Genomic DNA, 17,200 nt, shown 5'->3' with positions numbered 1-17,200 from the left:
CGCCGATGGTAGTGTGGCTCGCCCATGCAAGAGTAGGTCACCGCCAGGGGCTTTATCCTGATCAACCCTCACCGGAAACGGTGGGGGTTTTTCTTTTGCACGGCTTCTTTTTATCCGGCTGACGAAGCGCACCGTCCAGGCACTGGATGGGGCTGTTGAGGACGGCTTCCGTCGAACTGATGGGTGGACCTATGCATTGATCGATGCGGTGACCATCGCCACGGCGTCCTGCTGGAACGCGTGCGATGTGGTCGGCCCGTGGTCGTATGGGTGAACGTGCCAGTCAGCTAACGACCTGCTGGCGAATGCGCGGGTTTTCGATCCCGACGAATGAGCCGTCCGACCGAGCGATCTTTGACCGATCACGTATCTCGGGGAACGCACCGGACAAATTGTCGCGCCTGCTTATTTCGTGACGATAGTTCCGCTTGGATCGGTAGAATCGAGCGCCTTTCCCCATAGCGAACACGAATGACGACTTTCAACCAAAGCCGCCTGGGTCCCCTGTCGTATCTGATCTTTTCCTCGCGTTGGCTGCAACTGCCTTTGTACCTGGGGCTGATCGTTGCCCAGGGCATTTATGTCGTGCAATTCCTGCGGGAGCTTTGGCACCTGGTGGAAACCACCTTGTTCCACGGTGGCATCGATGCCGCCGGGGGAGGCGACAGTGCCGAGGCGACCATCATGCTGACCGTGCTCGGCCTGATCGACGTGGTGATGATTTCCAATCTGCTGGTGATGGTGATCGTGGGCGGTTACGAGACGTTCGTCTCGCGCCTGCGCCTGGAGGGGCATCCGGATCAGCCGGAATGGCTGTCACACGTCAATGCCACCGTGCTGAAAGTGAAGCTGGCAATGGCGATCATCGGCATCTCCTCGATCCACCTGCTGGCCACGTTCATCAAGGCGCGCAGCATGGATGGCGAAACGATCATGTGGCAGATCCTGCTGCACCTGACTTTCGTGGTGTCTGCGGTCGCGCTTGCGTATATCGACCGACTGACGCTGCCAGCGGGCAAGCACGCGCCCACGCACTGAAACCTGCGCGCGAATCCCCGCAGGTCATGCGCGGTATTCGCGGCAGGTAGCATCAGGATGCGATGCGGTGATCAGTCCAGCGCGTAACCGAACTGGCTGAGGAACTCCGCGGCGAACTCGCCGTAGCTGAAATGCTGGTTCTGCGTGCCGGGGTGTTCAACCTTCAGCGCGCCCATCAGCGAGGCCATGCGCCCCACGGTGGGCCAGTCCTTGCCGCGCATGATGCCGAAGATCAGGCCGGCGCGATAAGCATCGCCGCAACCGGTCGGGTCCACCACCGCGCGCTCGCGTGCCGGCGGGATCTGGTGGGTTTCGGCGCCCGCGTGGATGACCGAGCCCCGCGGCCCCTGGGTCACGATGTAGGCGCTCACATGCGAGGCGATTTCCTCGGCGCTCCAGCCCGTACGGGCCTGCAGCAACTGGGACTCGTAGTCGTTGACGATGACGTAGGTCGACTTCCCGATCATCGCGCGGAACTCGTCGCCATTGAACAACGGCATGGCCTGGCCCGGGTCGAAGATGAAGGGCACGCCGCGGGCGGCGAACTCATCCACATGCTGCAGCATGGCCTCGCGGCCATCCGGCGCCACGATGGCGAAGTCGATCTGCGGGATGTCGCGGACGTGGTTTTCGTGCGCGCTGGACATCGCGCCGGGGTGGAAGGCGGTGATCTGGTTGTTGTCCAGATCCGTGGTGATGAAGCACTGCGGAGTGAACTGGTCGTCGAACTCGCGCACGCTGCTCAGGCGAATCCCGCACTGTTCCAGGTGCTTGCGGTAGGGCGCGAAATCCTGACCCACCGTGGCGACCGGCAGTGGATCGCCGCCCAGCAGCTTCAGGTTGTACGCGATATTGCCAGCACAGCCGCCGAACTCACGCCGCATGGCCGGCACCAGGAACGACACGTTGAGGATGTGTACCTGCTCGGGCAGGATGTGATTCTTGAACTGGTCCTGGAACACCATGATGGTGTCGTAGGCCAGCGATCCGCAGATGACGGCAGGCATGGTGGGTGAAGGGTCCCCGATTGTGTGGGATGCCGCGCAGGGCAGCAGGATGGGGCCGATGGACGGCCCAGGCCAAAGGCTCGAATGCTACCGCGAATACGCGCAATTCGCGACTTGGTTCCTTCGTGCAAAGTTCGTCCGCCGATACAGAAAACGTACTTATCATCGTGTTGTACAAGGCTTTCTTAACGTTATTGTCCTTGCGTGGACGGGTAACGCTGACTAGACTGGCGAGCTTGATTTTTGCTCAATATCGGCGCACGGCGGACCCATGTTCAAGAAGTTTCGCGGGATCTTTTCCAACGACATCTCCATCGATCTCGGCACGGCGAACACGCTGATCTATGTGCGCAGCCAGGGCATCGTGCTGAACGAGCCATCGGTGGTGGCGATCCGCCAGGACCGCGGTCCCGGCGGTCCGCGCACGATTGCCGCGGTGGGCAGCGACGCCAAGCGCATGCTCGGCCGCACGCCGGGCAACATCGCCACGGTGCGTCCGATGAAGGACGGCGTGATCGCCGACTTCACCATGACCGAGGCGATGCTGCAGCATTTCATCAAGCAGGTGCACAAGTCGCGCCTGCTGCGGCCCAGCCCGCGCGTGCTGGTGTGCGTGCCCTGCGGTTCCACCCAGGTCGAGCGTCGCGCCATCAAGGAATCGGCCGAAGGCGCCGGCGCCCGCGACGTATTCCTGATCGAGGAACCGATGGCGGCGGCGATCGGCGCCGGTATCCCGGTACACGAGGCGCGCGGCGCGATGGTGCTGGATATTGGCGGTGGCACGTCCGAGGTGGCGGTGATCTCCCTCAACGGCATCGTCTACTCGCAGTCGGTGCGCGTGGGTGGCGATCGTTTCGACGAGGCGATCATCAACTACGTGCGGCGCAACCACGGCACCCTGATCGGCGAATCCACGGCCGAGAAGATCAAGCTGCAGATCGGCTGTGCGTTCCCGCAAAGTGAAGTGCGCGAGATCGAGATCTCCGGCCGCAACCTGGCCGAGGGCGTGCCGCGCATGTTCACGGTCAACTCCAACGAGATCCTCGAAGCGCTGCACGAGCCGCTGGCCGGCATCGTGGCGGCAGTGAAGTCGGCGCTGGAGCAGACCCCGCCGGAGCTCTGCTCCGACGTGGCTGAGCGCGGCATCGTATTGACCGGCGGTGGCGCGCTGCTGCGTGATCTCGATCGCCTGATTTCGGAAGAGACCGGCCTGCACGTACAGGTGGCCGACGACCCGCTGACCTGCGTGGCGCGTGGCGGCGGCAAGGCGCTGGAGCTGATCGACCAGCACGGCAGCGATTTCTTCGCTCCCGAATAATTCACGGCATCCGGGGGACCAAGGGCCGCCATGGCGCATGCGCGCGACGAATCCTCGCCGCTGTTCGCTGGCAATGCTGCCGGCACGCTGCGACTGATTTTCTACCTGGCACTGGCCGTGGTGCTGATGGTGCTCGACCAGCGCAATGGCTGGATGTGGCGCGTGCGTGATGCGGCGGCGGCGGTGGTCGAGCCGGTTTATCGACTGGCGGGGCTGCCGGTTGCCGGCATGCGTACGCTCAGCGTGGCATTCGGCGATCGCCAGCACCTGACCGAGCAGAACCAGCGCCTGCGAGAGGACCTGCTGCTGGCCAACGCCAAGTTGAACCGCATGGCCGCGGTGGCGCAGCAGAACCAGCATCTGAAGGAATTGCTCGACACCCGGCACAGCCTTGAACTCAACGTGCAACTGGCGCGTGTCATCGGCGTGGACCTGGGCGCCTACAGTCATCGGCTGATGCTCAACGTGGGTGCACGCGACGGCGTGAAGCCCGGGCAACCGGTGATCGACGCGCACGGCGTGATGGGGCAGGTGATCGAGAGTTTGCCCACCACCTCGGTGGTGATGCTGGTGACCGACCCCGCCCACGCCATTCCGGTGGTGGTCGAACGTACGGGTTTGCGCACGGTGGCCTACGGCTCGCGCGGGGGCGATCAGCTCGTGCTGCCCACGATCCCGCTGGCGGCCGACGTGCAGCCGGGCGATCAATTGCTGACGTCCGGACTTGGTGGGCGCTTCCCGCCCGGGTTTCCGGTAGGACGTGTCACCGAGGTGGCGCCTGCCGCCACCGGCATGTTCCTGGTTGCCCAGGTGCAGCCGGCGGCCGATATCGGTCGCAGCGAAGACGTCCTGCTGCTGCATGACCAGGCTGAGCCGGATGGTCCGCCGGCGCCGGCCAAACCGATGGGGCCGCCAAGCGAGCTCGCCCCGGCGAACGCGGCCGACGCACCAGCGACTCCGCCAGCCCCACCGGGAGTATCGCGATGAATCGCCAGAGTCTGATGCGCTGGTGGTTCACCGCCACGCTGGTGGTTGCGCTGCTGCTGATGCTGGTGCCGTTGCCCGGCCCGTTGGCGCCGTTCAAGCCGTACTGGCCGGCCTTGGTCCTGTTGTACTGGTCGCTGGAATCCGAGGATCGGGTCACGCTGGGCCTGGCGTTTGCGGTGGGTCTGGGCGCCGACGTGGTCAACGGCGTGGTCTTGGGCGAACAGGCCCTGCGGCTGTGCGCGCTGGTGTTCATCGCCCTGCGCTTCCGTTCGCGGCTGCGCTTTTTCCCGATGTGGCAGCAATCGCTTGCGGTGTTGGTGCTGTTGCTGAACGACCGCGTGCTGCTGCTGCTGGTGCGCTTTCTGGGCGGCGCGTCGTTGCCACCGGCCAGCTGGTGGATCGCGCCGTTCGTAGGCGCGGCGCTGTGGCCTTTCCTGTTCCTGCTGCTCGACGACCTGCGCGCGCGCTGGCGGATCCAATGAAGCGCGATCCCGTGACATGAAGCGTCGGTCGATCAAGGACGCCCGCGGTGAGGGGGCGTTGTTCCGGCGCCGGGCCCTGGTCGGTTTCGCCCTGATCGTGGTGAGCCTGGGCCTGCTGATGGCCCGCTTCGCCTATCTGCAGGTGGTGCGCCACGACGAGTTTGTCACCCGCTCGCAGAACAACCGGGTCAAGCCGCGCGCGATCCCGCCCGCGCGCGGCCTCATCTACGATCGCAACGGCGTGCTGCTGGCCGACAACGTGCCGGCGTTCCGGCTTGAGGTGGTGCCCGAGCAGGTCAAGGACATGCCCGCGTTGCTGGCACAACTGGGCCGAGTGGTTCCGCTGGACCACGATGACCTGGACGCGTTCGCCAAGCAGCTCAAGCAGAACCGCCGCTTCGAGAGCGTGCCGCTGAAAATGCACCTCACCGAAGACGAAATCGATCGCTTCGCGGTCAATCGCTGGCGGTTTCCCGGCGTCGACGTGGTGCCTTACCTGACCCGGCGCTACCCGCTGGGCGAGGCCTTTGCGCATGTCGTGGGTTATGTGGGCCGCATCGACGCCGACGATGTCGATCGCCTCGACCCGGTGCGCTACAAGGGCACCAGCCACGTCGGCCGCAGCGGGGTCGAGCGGTCTTACGAAAACACGCTCCACGGCCAGCCCGGGTACGAGCTGGTCGAGGTCAATGCCGACGGCCGCACCCAGCGCGTGCTGGAAACGCATGCGCCCACGCCGGGCAGCAATCTCTACCTCAGCATCGATTCCCGGTTGCAGCGGGCGGCCGAGGCGGCGTTCGAGGGGCGTCCCGGGGCGGCAGTGGCGATCGACCCGCGCAACGGCCAAGTGCTGGCCATGGTCAGCGTGCCCACGTTTGACCCGAACCTGTTCGTCAACGGCATCAGCCAGGTCGACTACAACGCGTTGACCCACAACCCCGACAAGCCGCTGTACAACCGCGCGCTGCGCGGCGTCTATCCGCCCGGCTCGACGGTGAAACCGCTGGTGGGATTGGCCGGCCTGGAAACCGGCTTTCGCAAGCCGCAGGACACCGTTTTCTCCAACGGCGTGTTCTACATCCCCGGTCAGTCGCGCGGTTATCGCGATGACGTGCGCGGTGGCAGCGGGCGGGTCAACCTGATGCAGGCGATCGAGCAATCGGTCAACACCTACTTCTACAAGCTGGCGCTGGACATGGGCATCGACCGGCTCAGCAGCTACATGGCCAAGTTCAGTTTTGGCCGCCCCACCGGGATCGACCTGATCGGCGAGGCGTCCGGCGTGCTGCCTTCGCGCGCATGGAAGGCGGCGCATTCCAGGGAGCCCTGGTATCCCGGCGAAACGGTGATCGCCGGCATCGGGCAGGGTTATTGGGCGGTGACACCGCTGCAGCTGGCGCACGCCATCGCCACCTTCGCCGGCCATGGCATACCGTACGAACCGCGCCTGGTGATGGCCACCCAGCAAGGCATGGATGCGCCCCGCAAGCCGCTGCCCAACCCACCCTCCGGGCCCTCGGTGATCGCCAACCCTGCCGACTGGGACGCGGTGAACCAGGGCATGCAGATGGTGATCTACGGGGCCAAGGGCACTGGCCGTGCGCTGTCGGCGGGCTTTCCGTACCTGATGGCCGGCAAGAGTGGCACCGCCGAGCGTTTCTCGCGTACCACCAGTGCCTACGACACCAACCGCAATACCGCCTACCTCGCCAGTCGCCATCGCGCGTGGTTCGTTGCCTATGCGCCGGCTGACAACCCGCAGATCGCGGTGGCGGTGCTGCTGGAATCGGGCGCGTGGGGCGCCTCCGCGTCCGGCCCGATCGTGCGCAAGATCCTGGACGTATGGCTGGCCGAGCAGGGTGGCGTGCTGGCGGGGGCGACGCGTCTTCCCGCACCCACGGCAGCCACCGCTCGCCCGCCACTGCCCGCCACCACGCCGACCGACGATGAGGAAGATCCCGTCGCGCCGCTGCCGCAGGGAGACACGCCATGATCGAGGTGCTGTACGTGCGCGGGCGGCGCTTCCTGCGCCGGATCATGACCCGCCCGCGCATCGACCTGCCGCTGGCCACGGGCTTGCTGCTGCTGGCCTTTATCGGCCTGGTGACGCTTTACAGCGCGGGCGACGGCAACCTGGCACTGGTGGGCGGGCAGGCCGGACGCTTCGTACTGGGTGGTGCGTTGTTGCTGCTGATTTCGCGCATCCCGCCGCAAGTACTGCGCAGCTGGACGCCGTGGCTGTACGCCGGCAGCACCGCATTGCTGGTGGTGGTGGCGGTGCTGGGCGAGGGTCGTGGTTCGATCCGCTGGCTGGACCTGGGCGTGATGCGCTTTCAGCCGTCCGAACTGTTGAAGCTGACGATGCCGATGATGGTGGCCTGGTACCTGCACCCGCGGCGGTTGCCGCCGGGTTGGGGCGACATCGCCATGGTCGGCCTGCTGATCGCGATTCCCGCCGGATTGATCGCGGAGCAGCCGGACCTGGGCACGGCGCTGCTGGTGACCGCTGCCGGCACGTTCGCGTTGTTCCTTTCCGGCATGGCGTGGTGGCGCATCGGCGTGCTGCTGGCGGCGGTGGGCGGCATGATTCCGGTGGCGTGGCATTTCCTGCACCAGTACCAGCGCGACCGCGTGCTGACCTTGCTCAATCCGGAATCCGACCCGCTGGGCAATGGCTGGCACATCATCCAGTCGCAGATCGCGGTGGGCTCGGGCGGCATCTTCGGCAAGGGCTGGCAGCACAGTACGCAGTCGCGGCTGGATTTCCTGCCCGAGCACACCACCGATTTCATCTTCGCGGTGTTTTCCGAGGAGTTCGGCCTGGTCGGCGTCATCGCGCTGATCACGCTTTACGCCTTCATCATCGGCCGCTGCCTGTGGATCGCGATGGAGGCGCGCGAGACCTATTCGCGACTGCTGGCCGGCGCCATCGGCATGAGCTTTTTCGTCTACGTGTTCGTCAACGGCGGCATGATCGCGGGCATGCTGCCGGTGGTCGGCGTGCCGTTGCCGCTGATCAGTTACGGCGGCACGTCGGCGGTGTCGTTGCTGGTGGCGTTCGGCGTGTTGATGTCGATCCACGCCAACCGCAAGCGGCATGCATGAACGCGGTCATGCCACGCGCCCAAGGCTGCCCCAAGTTGCTGCGGCGTGCGTGTTAGGCTTTCGAGCGACCTCCGTCATTTCGCAAGCGAAGCTTCCATGACTGTTATCCGCGCCTCGCGCCCTGCCGGTTTCCTGGCCGCCCTCATCGCGCCCTTGCTGTTGTGTGTCGCGCCGGTATCGGCGCAGACGCATCCGGGTCAGGCGGCGCTGGTGCAGGAGGTGGTGCGCGATACCGGCAAGGATGCCGCCACCTTGAACGCGCTGCTCGACGGCGCCAAGCGGCAGCAGAGCATTCTCGATGCGATCAGCCGCCCGGCCGAAGCCAAGCCGTGGCGCGATTACCGCCCCATCTTCGTCACCGACAAGCGCATCAACGACGGCATCGCGTTCTACCGCGAACACCGCGACCTGTTGCAGCGCATCGGCACGCAATACGGCGTGGACCCTTCGTACATCGTGGCGATCGTGGGTGTGGAAACCAGCTACGGCCGCAATACCGGCAGCTACAAGGTGCTCGATGCGCTGGTCACGCTGGGCCTGTATTACCCGCCACGGGCGAAGTTCTTTCGCGAGCAATTGAAGGAGCTGCTGGAAATGCCGGCCAATCACCTGGCCGGCCCGCTCGACACGCTCACCGGCTCGTACGCCGGTGCGCAGGGCTGGGGCCAGTTCATGCCCACCAGCATCCGCGACTTCGCGGTGGATGCCGACCACGATGGCCGCATCGACCTGCAGGGTTCGCTGCCGGATATCTTCGCCAGCGTGGCCAATTACTTCGCCGGCCACGGCTGGGTCAGCGGCGAGCCGGTGGCGGCGCGCGCGCAGCCCGATGCCAGCGCGCGGCCGATCACCATCAAGGACAGCCGCCCGCAATGGCCGCTGGAACAACTGGAAGCCTGGGGCTACGCGCCGCTGCAGTCGCTGCCGCCCGCGCAGATGACCACCTTGCAGACGCTCGATGGCGTCAACGGGCCCGAATACTGGTTCACGTTCCAGAATTTCTACGTCATCACCCGCTACAACCGCAGCCCGCTGTATGCGATGTCGGTGCACCAGCTGGCGCAGGCGATCGCCGCCGGCGTCGGCCAGGTGGATAGCGCGCGATGAAGTGGTGGCACGCGTCGCTGGCGCTGGCCGCGTTGTCGCTGCTGGCCGGCTGCGGCGGGCACAAGACGAAACCCTCGCGCGGCAGCCATGCCACCCAGCAACAGGGAAGCTCTCGTGCGGGCGCGTCGTCGTCGTCCGGCGACCGCTTTCATGACGACCTCAGCCGGCCGCAGAGCAGCCGCTACCGGGATCGCAGCGACAGCATTCCGGACGGCCCGATTCCCGACATCGGCAAGCTGATCGAGCCGGTGCCGAAGGTCGAGCCGCGTTCGCTATATGGCAACAAGTCGCCCTATACCGTGCTCGGCCGCAGCTACAAGGTACTGCCCACGGCACGCGGCTACGACGAGCGCGGCATCGCCTCGTTCTATGGCAACAAGTTCCACGGCTACAAGACGTCCAGCCTGGAAACCTACGACATGTACGCGTTCAGCGCCGCCAGCCCCACGCTGCCGCTGCCCAGCTACGCGCGGGTGACCAATCTGGAAAACGGCAAGAGCGTGATCGTGCGGGTCAACGACCGCGGCCCGTTCCACGCCAACCGGCTGATCGACCTGTCCTACGCCGCGGCGGTGCGGATCGGCATCTGGCCCAAGGGCACCGGCCTGGTCGAGGTGCGCGGCATCGACCCGCGACAGCCGGGTCAGGAACTGCCGCCGCCGCCCGTGGTCACACGCCGGCACCCCGGGCTGTATCTGCAAGTGGGCGCGTTCGCCAATACCGACAACGCCAATCGCCTGGCGCAGCGTTTGCGCGAGGCCAACGTGGGCGCGGTGCAAGTCAGCGATGTCGACGTCAACGGGCAGCGCGTGCGCCGCGTGCGGGTCGGGCCGCTGGTGGATGTCGATCGCGCCGATGCGGTCAGTGCCCGGATCGAGGGCATGGGCCTGCCACGACCGCAGGTCGCGGTAGACTGAGCAAATTTGCAGCACCTTTTCACCGACGCCGGCGATCGCGCCGCCGACCTCAAGACCGGACTGAATCACACGATGAATTTTCTTCGCCGCACCCTGATCCCGTTTGCCGCCGCCAGCCTGTTGTTCGGCGTTGCGCTCGCCCAGACGCCACCGCGCCCGTCGCCCGTGCCGCGCCCGGTGGTGCCCGACGCGCCGGTGCCGCCGCCGCCGGATGTCGACGGCAAGAGCTGGGTGTTGATGGATTACGCCACGGGGCAGATCCTGGCCAGCAAGGAGCCGGACCTGCGCGTGGAGCCCGCGTCGATCACCAAAATCATGACCGACTACGTGGTCTCGGCCGAGGTCGCCAACGGCAAGGTCCACATGAGCGACCCGGTCACCATCAGCGAGAACGCCTGGCGCGGCGGCGGCGCCGGCACCGACGGCTCCACCAGCTTCCTCAAGCTCAACAGCCAGGTGCCGCTGAAAGACCTGCTGTACGGCATGATCATCCAGTCCGGCAACGACGCGGCGATCGCGCTGGCCGAGCACACGGCCGGTTCCGAGTCCTCGTTTGCGGCGCTGATGAACGCCTATGCCAAGCAGTTGGGCATGGTCAATTCCAACTTCCGCAACGCGTCGGGCTACCCGATCGAGGATCACTACACCACCGCGCACGACGTGGCGATCCTGTCGCGCGCGCTGATCCACGACTTCCCCGAGGACTATGCGATCTCCGCGGTGAAGGAGTTCGAGTGGAACGGTATCAAGCAGCACAACCGCAACACCTTGCTGTGGCGCGACCCCAGCGTGGACGGCATCAAGACCGGTCACACCGCGGCCGCCGGCTACTGCCTGGCCGCATCGGCCAAGCAGGGCGAGTCGCGGATGATCGCCATCGTGATGGGCGCCAGCAGCGAGAAGGCGCGTGCCGATTCGGCGATGGCGCTGCTCAACTACGGCTTCCGCTTCTATGAAACGCACAAGCTGTACGAGGCCGGCAAGGCGCTGGTGACGCCGCGGCTGTGGAAGGGCGAAAGCAACCAGCTGCCGCTGGGCGCCGCCGAGGACGTGCGGGTGACGGTCAAGCGCGGTGACTACGACAAGCTCAAGGCCACCATGGACATTCCCGCCACCCTGATCGCGCCGTTCAAGAAGGGCCAGCAGGTCGGCACCCTGCGTGTCACCCTGGCCGGCCAGCCGGTGCAGAACGTGCCGCTGGTGGCGCTGGCCGATGCGCCGAAGGGCGGTTTCTTCTCGCGCCTGTGGGACACCATCCTGTTGTGGTTCCACGGCAGCAAGGACAAGACCGAACAGGCCGCGGACGCGAAATAATGCAACCGATCGACTTCACCAAGGCGAAGCAGGAAGGCAAGGGATTCCAGTTCCCCGGTGATTTCGAGATCACCGCGGTGGGCAGCGCCAGCGCCGACCTGCCCGCCAAGGTGCCGCAGCTGCTGGAGCAGGCGGGGCTGAAAGTGCTGCACGAAAGCGTGCGCCACCGGCATTCCGGCGGCGGCAATTTCGTCTCGGTCACGGTCAGCTTCCGCTGCGAGAACCGCGAGCAATACGACGCAGCGCATGTGGCGCTGCGCGAGTGTCCGGATATCCGGTATACGTTGTGAGGCCGGGAATCGGGAATGGGGAATGGAAAAGCCATTCCAGGCTCCCCATTTTCATTTGTGCATGAGGCTCCATAAGTTTTCAATTTTGCCGTGACCCACGATTCCCCATTCCCCATTCCCGATTCCCGGCCTTTGAAAATTCGCCGCCTCGGCCGCCAGCCCTACGCGGTGACGTGGAAGGCGATGGGTGCGTTCACCGACAACCGGGTGGCCGATACCGCCGACGAATTGTGGTTGCTGGAGCACGACCCGGTATTCACCCTGGGCCAGGCCGGCAAGATGGAGCACGTGCTGGCGCCCGGCGACATCCCGGTGGTGCCGGTGGATCGCGGCGGCCAGGTGACGTATCACGGCCCCGGGCAGATCGTGGCCTATCCGCTTATCGACCTTCGCCGCGTGGGCGTCAGCGTGCGCGAGCTGGTGCATCGGATCGAGCAGGCCATCATCGACACGCTGGCGCATTGGCAGATCACCGCCGTGCGCCGCGACGGCGCGCCGGGCGTCTACGTGGGCGAGGCCAAAATCGCGGCGCTGGGCCTGCGCGTGAGGCGCGGTTGCAGCTTCCACGGGCTGGCCTTCAACGTGGCCATGGATCTGGAGCCGTTCCAGCGCATCAATCCTTGCGGTTACAAGGGTTTGGCGGTCACGCAAATGCTAGACTTGGCCGGCCCCACACGGCTGGCAGACGTCGAGGATGTGCTGATCGGCGAATTCTGCCGCCAGTTCGGTTTCTCCGCCGTACCGACCGCCCCCGTGCTACCCGAACTCCCCGCCCGCGCAGCGGCCCAGGCTTGATCGATCCAGGCGTTTTCATGAGCAACCTTTCCCCCTCCAAGACCATCCCGATCAGCGTTGTCGCCGGCGCGCCCGAGAAGCAACTGGGCAGCGACAAGATCGCGTTGAACCGCGCCGGTTTCGACACCGCCGTGCCGACGCTGCGCAAGCCATCCTGGATTCGCGTGCGGCTGCCGCAAGGCAACGCGGTGCAGCAGTTGAAGGCGCGCCTGCGCGAGAACGCGCTGGTCACCGTATGCGAGGAAGCGTCCTGCCCGAACATCCACGAATGCTTCAGCAAGGGCACCGCCACCTTCATGATCCTGGGCGAGGTGTGCACCCGGCGCTGCTCGTTCTGCGACGTGGCGCATGGCCGGCCGCAGCCGCCGGATACCATGGAGCCGGCGCGGTTGGCGCAGACCATCGCCGACATGCGGCTGAAATACGTGGTGATCACCTCGGTCGACCGCGACGATCTGCGCGACGGCGGCGCCAGCCATTTCGCCTCGTGCATCCGCGCCACACGCCACGCCAGCCCCAACATCAAGATCGAGATCCTCACCCCCGATTTTCGCGGCAAGGGCCGCATGGAGCGGGCGCTGGAAGTGTTGAAGGATTTCCCGCCGGACGTGTTCAACCACAACCTGGAAACCGTGCCGCACCTGTATCGCGAAGTGCGCCCGGGCGCCGATTACCAGTGGTCGCTGGACCTGCTCAAGCGCTTCAAGGCGCAGCACCCCGACGTGCCGACCAAGTCCGGCATCATGCTGGGCCTGGGAGAAACGTACGATCAGGTGATCGAGACGCTGCGCGATCTACGCGCCCATGACGTCGAGATGATCACCATTGGCCAGTACCTGCAGCCCACGCCGCACCATCACCCGGTGGTGCGGTACTGGACTCCCGAGGAATTCGACGCGTTGCGCGAAGCCGGTGAGGCGATGGGTTTCCATCACGTCGCCTCCGGCCCGCTGGTGCGGTCGTCCTATCACGCCGACCTGCAGGCCCATGCAGCCGGCGTCACCGAGCACGCCTGAGAGAATCCATGAAATTTCGCCCCCTGCTGGCCCTGCTGCTCGCCATCACCACCACCTGCGTTTGCGCGCAGTCCGCCGCCGATCTCGGCGCCGGGCAGAAAAATCGCAAGGCTTCGGTATGGCCGTTGGTGCCCAGCACCACCGAGGCCGAAGCGGCGCAGTTGTCGGCGCGCTTCCTGACGCGCTTCCACTACGACGCGCAGCCTTTGGACGACGCGATGTCGGCCCGCATCTTCAAGGCCTACCTGAAGATGCTGGACGGCGAAAAGGTGTTCTTCACCCAGGCCGACATGGCCACGTTCGCGCCGCTGGAAACCAAGCTCGACGACGCGATCTGGAACCAGGACCTGTCCGCGCCGTTCACCATCTTCAATCTTTACCTGCACCGCGCCGTCGATCGCATGACCTTTGCGCGCGGCCTGCTGGCCAAGGGTTTCGACTTCAACGCCGACGAGAGCTACACCTTCGATCGCAAGGACGCCACCTGGGCGAAAGACAAGGCCGAACTGGACGACCTGTGGCGCAAGCGCACCATGAACGACTGGTTGCGCCTGAAGCTGGCCGGCAAGCCCGATGACGAAATCCGCAAGACGCTGACCAAGCGTTACACCGGCTACATCGAGCGGGTAAAGCAGCTGGACAGCGAAGATGCGTTCCAGACCTTCATGACCGCCTACGCGGAAACCACCGACCCGCACACCGATTATCTGGGGCCGCGCGCGGCGGAGAACTTCGACATCGCGATGAAGCTGTCGCTGGAAGGCATCGGCGCGGTGCTGCAGGCGCGCGACGACTACACCCAGATCCGCGAGCTGGTGCCGGGTGCGCCCGCGATGAAATCCGGCAAGATCCACGTGGGCGACCGCATCGTGGGCATCGGCCAGGGCGCCGAAGGCCCGGTCACCGACGTGATCGGCTGGCGCCTGGACGACGTGGTCAACCAGATCCGCGGCAAGAAGGACACCACCGTGCGGCTGGAGATCCTGCCGGCGGACACCGGCCTCGATGGCAAGCACGTGTTCGTCACCCTGGTGCGCAAGAAGGTCAGCATCGAGGAGCAGGCGGCCAAGAAGAAGATCGTGGAGATCAAGGATGGCGACGTCACCCGCAAGATCGGCGTGATCGAGCTGCCCACCTTCTATTCCGATTTCGGCGCGCGCAGCGAGGGCGACAAGAACTTCAAGAGCGCCACCCGCGACGTGGCCAAGCTGCTGGGCGAGCTCAAGACGGCTGGCGTGCAGGGCGTGGTGATGGATCTGCGCAACAACGGCGGCGGCTCGTTGGCCGAGGCCAATGCCATGACCGGCCTGTTCATCGACACCGGCCCGGTGGTGCAGGTGCGCGACGCCAAGGGTCATGCCGAAGCGCAGGGCGACGACGACCCGGGCATGGCCTGGAGCGGCCCGCTGGCGGTGCTGGTCAACCGCGGCACTGCTTCCGCCTCGGAGATCTTCGCCGCCGCTATCCAGGATTACGGCCGCGGCCTGATCATCGGTGAGCCCACCTTCGGCAAGGGCACGGTGCAGAACCTGGTCGACCTGGACCGCTTCAGCCGCAGCGAGAGCGACAAGCCGCAATACGGCGAGCTGAAGATGACCATCGCCGAGTTCTTCCGCATCAACGGTGGCTCCACCCAGCTGAAGGGTGTCACCCCGGACATCGCCTTCCCGAAGAATGGCGACGAGAAAGACTTCGGCGAATCCACCTACGACAACGCACTGGAGTGGACGCACATCCCCCCGGCGCAGTACCAGCCGATTGCCGACATGAAGGCGTACCTGCCGAAGCTTGAGCAGATGCACGATGCGCGCGTGGTGAAGTCGCCGGGCTGGCAGCTGATGCTGGACGAACTGGCCCAGTACAAGATCATGCGCGGCAAGAAGTCGATCTCGCTGAACCTGGCCACGCGCGAGGCCGAGCGCAAGCAGCAGGACGCCATCCAGGCCAGCTTCCGCGCGCGGCACAAGGCCATCGACGGCACCACCAACCTGCTCGATGAAGAAGACGACGTCAGCAGCCGGCTGGACGACGGCCTCAATCCGAACGAGCGCAGCCTGAAGAGCGAGCTGAAGCAGGAGAAGGAGGCGAAGGAAGCGAAGGACGTGCAGCTGGACGAAAGCGCGCACGTGTTGTTCGACGCGGTCGGCCTGATCAAGGCCGACCCGAAACTCGCCGCCGAAGTCCTGCCCTACGGCGGCAAGTTCAGCCTGAACACCGTGGCCAGCACCTCGCTGCCCGCGTCTGCCGCAAGCGCGCCAGTGCACTGAGCGCGTAGGCATCGCCAAAGAAAAAGGCAGCGCTTGCGCTGCCTTTTTTTGTCCGCCGAGCCGCAAATCCTGTAGGAGCGGCTTCAGCCGCGATGCTTTTCAGCTTTCGACAAAGAGCATCGCGACTGAAGTCGCTCCTGCAACAGCCGGGTGGGTTCAGCCGAAGCGCTGCTGCAACACGGCGAACACCGCCCGCAGCCCCATCGCCTCGCCGCCGCGCGGGCGGCCGGGGCGGTCGGCGTCGTTCCAGGCGTAGGTGTCCAGGTGCAGCCAGTCGATGTCGTCGGGCACGAAGCGCTCCAGGTACAGCGCCGCGGTGATCGCGCCCGCGTGGCGCGACGGCCCGGCGTTGGCGAAGTCGGCCAGGTGCGAATCCAGCAGCTTGCGGTACGGCCGCCACAACGGCAGTCGCCACAACGGATCGGCCACGGCGTGGCCGGCGGCGACCACCTCGTCGGCCGATGCATCGCGATTGCCGAACAGTGCCGGCAGGTCCGGCCCCAGCGCCACGCGCGCGGCGCCGGTCAGGGTGGCGAAATCGATCATCAAGACAGGCTTCTGCTCGGCGCCGTAGGCCAGCGCGTCGCACAAGATCAACCGGCCCTCGGCGTCGGTGTTGTCCACCTCGACGGTGTGGCCGGCGCGCGTGGTGATGACCTCGCCGGGACGCATTGCATTGCCTGCCACCGCGTTCTCCACGGCGGGGATCAGCAAGGTCAGCCGCACCGGCAGTTTCGCCTGCATCACCAGAGCGGCCAGCGCGATCGCGTGTGCCGCGCCGCCCATGTCCTTCTTCATCCAGCGCATGCCGTCGGCCGATTTCAGATCCAGCCCGCCGGTGTCGAAACACACGCCCTTGCCCACGATCACCAGCTTCGGGTCGCTGGCCTTGCCCCAGCTGAGTTCGACCAGCCGTGGCGCACGGTGGCTGGCGCGGCCCACCGCGTGGATGGTGGGGAAGTTGGCGGCCAGCAGTTCGTCGCCCACCCATTCGCGCAGCTTCGCGCGATGCGTCTTGCCCAGCCGGCGCACGGCGTCGGCCAGCTGCTGCGGGCTCATGTCCTCGGTGGGCGTGTTGACCAGGTCGCGTACCAGGCAGGTGGCGTCGACCAGCGGCGCCAATTGCTTCAGCGCGTCCGCCGCCACTGCCAGCTTCGCAGGCGCTCGGCGCGGTTGGCGGTAGCGGCTGAACTGGTACGCGCCCAGCGCCCAGCCCAGCGCGGCCTGCGCGGGGTCGGCCAGCACGCCTTCGGCGGCCAGGTGATAGGTGGCCTCGGGCAGCGTGCAGGGCAGGGCGGCCAGCGCAGCCAGGCTGTCGCGCGGATCGACGCCGGCCAGCACCCGCACCAGCTTGCCGGACGCATCCGCCAGCAGGGCGAAACTGCCCGGCGCGGCATCGAAACCGGTGTCGGCCAGCCAGCGGCGCTGGCTCGCGTCCAGCCGGCGCCGGGTGGCGGCCAGATGGGCCGCGTCGGTGGTTTCGATGGCAATGCTGCGACGGTCGCCGGGCTGGCGTTCGATCAGGGCGGACATGCGGTCTCCTCGTGTTTCGGTGAT

General features: G+C 66.1%; 15 protein-coding genes. 13 read left to right on the top strand and 2 right to left on the bottom strand.

What is annotated here, in order from left to right; genetic code table 11:
• The first annotated feature begins 471 nt into the window (after positions 1 to 471).
• Positions 472 to 1,038: a TIGR00645 family protein gene (locus ASD22_RS16220; RefSeq protein ID WP_056085574.1), complete on the top strand. Its 567-nt coding sequence runs from the start codon at positions 472 to 474 to the stop codon at positions 1,036 to 1,038.
• Between the two features lie 71 nt (positions 1,039 to 1,109).
• Here the strand turns inward: ASD22_RS16220 and ASD22_RS16215 are convergent, their stop codons facing one another.
• A complete protein-coding gene (locus ASD22_RS16215) occupies positions 1,110 to 2,045 on the bottom strand; it encodes a carbohydrate kinase family protein (protein ID WP_056085573.1) in 936 nt (311 codons plus the stop codon).
• Between the two features lie 271 nt (positions 2,046 to 2,316).
• Between ASD22_RS16215 and ASD22_RS16210 the strand changes: the two genes are divergently transcribed.
• The 12 genes from ASD22_RS16210 (at position 2,317) to ASD22_RS16155 (ending at position 15,643) form a co-directional block, all read left to right on the top strand.
• The gene (locus ASD22_RS16210) at positions 2,317 to 3,363 is read left to right on the top strand and encodes a rod shape-determining protein (protein ID WP_056085572.1); all 1,047 of its coding nucleotides are present in this window, start codon (positions 2,317 to 2,319) and stop codon (positions 3,361 to 3,363) included.
• Positions 3,364 to 3,393: 30 nt separating this feature from the next.
• Positions 3,394 to 4,350 (top strand): rod shape-determining protein MreC, encoded by a 957-nt coding sequence (mreC, locus tag ASD22_RS16205; protein WP_056085571.1) that lies wholly within the window; start codon positions 3,394 to 3,396, stop codon positions 4,348 to 4,350.
• Positions 4,347 to 4,832 carry a rod shape-determining protein MreD gene (gene mreD, locus ASD22_RS16200; RefSeq protein ID WP_056085570.1) on the top strand — a complete coding sequence of 162 codons (486 nt, stop codon included), beginning with the start codon at positions 4,347 to 4,349 and terminating at the stop codon, positions 4,830 to 4,832. Before mreC ends, mreD begins: the two co-directional genes overlap by 4 nt.
• A gap of 16 nt (positions 4,833 to 4,848) precedes the next feature.
• The gene (mrdA, locus tag ASD22_RS16195; protein WP_056085569.1) at positions 4,849 to 6,825 is read left to right on the top strand and encodes a penicillin-binding protein 2; all 1,977 of its coding nucleotides are present in this window, start codon (positions 4,849 to 4,851) and stop codon (positions 6,823 to 6,825) included.
• Positions 6,822 to 7,937, top strand: a complete 1,116-nt coding sequence (rodA, locus tag ASD22_RS16190; RefSeq protein WP_056085568.1) for a rod shape-determining protein RodA — start codon at positions 6,822 to 6,824, stop codon at positions 7,935 to 7,937. The genes mrdA and rodA overlap by 4 nt, the downstream gene beginning before the upstream one ends.
• Positions 7,938 to 8,033: 96 nt before the next feature.
• On the top strand, positions 8,034 to 9,044 hold the full coding sequence (mltB, locus tag ASD22_RS16185) for a lytic murein transglycosylase B (protein WP_056085567.1): 1,011 nt from the start codon (positions 8,034 to 8,036) through the stop codon (positions 9,042 to 9,044).
• Entirely contained in the window at positions 9,041 to 9,961 is a 921-nt protein-coding gene (locus tag ASD22_RS16180) for a septal ring lytic transglycosylase RlpA family protein (protein WP_056085566.1), read from the top strand. The genes mltB and ASD22_RS16180 overlap by 4 nt, the downstream gene beginning before the upstream one ends.
• Positions 9,962 to 10,033: 72 nt before the next feature.
• Entirely contained in the window at positions 10,034 to 11,275 is a 1,242-nt protein-coding gene (locus tag ASD22_RS16175; RefSeq protein ID WP_056085621.1) for a D-alanyl-D-alanine carboxypeptidase family protein, read from the top strand.
• Positions 11,275 to 11,565 carry a DUF493 family protein gene (locus tag ASD22_RS16170; RefSeq protein WP_056085565.1) on the top strand — a complete coding sequence of 97 codons (291 nt, stop codon included), beginning with the start codon at positions 11,275 to 11,277 and terminating at the stop codon, positions 11,563 to 11,565. Before ASD22_RS16175 ends, ASD22_RS16170 begins: the two co-directional genes overlap by 1 nt.
• Positions 11,566 to 11,697: 132 nt before the next feature.
• Positions 11,698 to 12,360: a lipoyl(octanoyl) transferase LipB gene (lipB, locus tag ASD22_RS16165; protein ID WP_082520318.1), complete on the top strand. Its 663-nt coding sequence runs from the start codon at positions 11,698 to 11,700 to the stop codon at positions 12,358 to 12,360.
• A gap of 17 nt (positions 12,361 to 12,377) precedes the next feature.
• Positions 12,378 to 13,376 (top strand): lipoyl synthase, encoded by a 999-nt coding sequence (lipA, locus tag ASD22_RS16160; protein WP_056085563.1) that lies wholly within the window; start codon positions 12,378 to 12,380, stop codon positions 13,374 to 13,376.
• Between the two features lie 8 nt (positions 13,377 to 13,384).
• The gene (locus tag ASD22_RS16155) at positions 13,385 to 15,643 is read left to right on the top strand and encodes a carboxy terminal-processing peptidase (RefSeq protein WP_056085562.1); all 2,259 of its coding nucleotides are present in this window, start codon (positions 13,385 to 13,387) and stop codon (positions 15,641 to 15,643) included.
• Between the two features lie 156 nt (positions 15,644 to 15,799).
• On the opposite strand, the gene ASD22_RS16150 is transcribed toward ASD22_RS16155, so the two are convergent.
• A complete protein-coding gene (locus ASD22_RS16150; protein ID WP_056085561.1) occupies positions 15,800 to 17,176 on the bottom strand; it encodes a leucyl aminopeptidase family protein in 1,377 nt (458 codons plus the stop codon).
• Positions 17,177 to 17,200: the final 24 nt, after the last annotated feature.

The organism is Rhodanobacter sp. Root480 (assembly GCF_001426645.1).
Lineage (GTDB): Bacteria > Pseudomonadota > Gammaproteobacteria > Xanthomonadales > Rhodanobacteraceae > Rhodanobacter > Rhodanobacter ginsenosidimutans.
The sequence above is the reverse complement of the archived record's forward strand: the minus strand, read 5'-3'. Positions and strand labels throughout refer to the sequence as shown.